The organism is uncultured Roseibium sp., from assembly GCF_947499295.1.
GTDB lineage: Bacteria > Pseudomonadota > Alphaproteobacteria > Rhizobiales > Stappiaceae > Roseibium.
In genome coordinates this window covers 1-1,322 of sequence record NZ_CANMNP010000095.1, presented here as the reverse complement: position 1 = coordinate 1,322, position 1,322 = coordinate 1, and the positions used below count along the sequence as shown (strand labels likewise).

Annotated in this window: 2 protein-coding genes and 1 pseudogene; all 3 read right to left on the bottom strand. The window is 48.2% G+C overall.

The genetic code is table 11. The features are described 5' to 3' along the window. Positions 1–245 precede the first annotated feature (245 nt). Positions 246–374 (bottom strand): annotated as a pseudogene (locus tag Q0835_RS29875) (IS6 family transposase); the annotation flags it as partial. A gap of 113 nt (positions 375–487) precedes the next feature. After that, complete coding sequence (locus tag Q0835_RS29870; RefSeq protein ID WP_298967116.1) at positions 488–907, bottom strand: hypothetical protein; 420 nt, start codon at positions 905–907, stop codon at positions 488–490. Positions 908–1,154: 247 nt separating this feature from the next. Continuing rightward, a partial coding sequence (locus Q0835_RS29865; RefSeq protein WP_298967118.1) for a DDE-type integrase/transposase/recombinase occupies positions 1,155–1,322 on the bottom strand: 168 nt, incomplete at its 5' end.

Genomic DNA, 1,322 nt, shown 5'->3' with positions numbered 1-1,322 from the left:
CCGCGCTTGGATGAAAGGGACAGAACAGATGGTCGAGGGCGATGAACATAACAAGTTGGGGGATATTGTCGGCATAGGCCGGCGGATGATCTAACCAGACGCTCTCCCATTCGAACACGCCCCAACAAATCGACGGCGTCACCTTAGCAACCTGTCCGAATTTCAGGGACCACTTCAGAGAACCAGTCCGATTCAACGATGACCATCGTTGTCGACAGCACCGGCAATGTGACCGGACACTACCCCCGATAGCTAAGCGGATAACACATGTACCAGGAGACTGCCTGGATGATCAGCCAGGCCTCGAACTGTCTACCTTTGAAGTCACCCTTCGATTGGCATTTCAGTTTTTCAACGATGCCACTCAAAATCATCACTCGGAACTCCAATTTCTGGAGCGTCCTTTCAACAGCCAAACCCCAAGGCGTGGTTAACGCGAAAAACTTTGCGACACGCTCGGTTCAGGGTGTTGGGGATCGTATAGGTCCTAAACGAAAACGTCGTCGTAACTAAATTCTCGGCCGGTCATGTTTTCGAAAACAATAGTCGTGTCGCCATAAGAAACTGTAACCTCGAAAAGATCTGTCCTTTGCCAATCAAATTCGCTATCGCCGAACAATTGTATTTTATCAAATTCTTTACGCGAGAAGTCCGTTACGGCATGGTTGCCACCTTTATCGTCAAAGATAAAAATGTCAGCGTTCCTGCCACCTTCGCTAATAGTGGTGCCCTCATCCCGAGCATCAAGTGTATCTTTTCCTTTTCCACCGCTCATCCAAACATTGCCACCACCGGAAACTAGGACATCATTTCCACCTTTCCCCTTCAAACTAGAAACTAAAGTGCCGAACAAGACGTCGTCTTCGGCTGTTCCTTCGCTAACGAATCGTTCCGGTAAAATACTCATTGAACACCTCCTGATAATTTGAGATCAAATTAACACAGATAGTTCAAATCACTTACCTGTGTGGCGCATCAATGTGGGAGGCAGATGTGACCACAATTAGGGATAGAAAAGGTTGTTTCGAGGCGGTTCTATTAAAAAAACTATCTCAGCCCACTTTAGGGTATAGACATAGCACCACTTTGGCAGATCCTTCGGCAGTGTCGCACATTTTTCTTGATGTGAGACCAATGGCTTTGTCTTGACACAGTTATCCTGCGAGTTTGATGAACTGGCGGTAAGCGGGCACACCCGGCTGGTTCAGTTGTCCCTTGCGGATCATGCGCGCTGTTTCAAATCCCTCAAGGGTGGCACTTGCTGAATGGAACACTTTGAAGCCCATCATCGGCCTGGTCAGTTTCTTGATGAACCGGTGGTC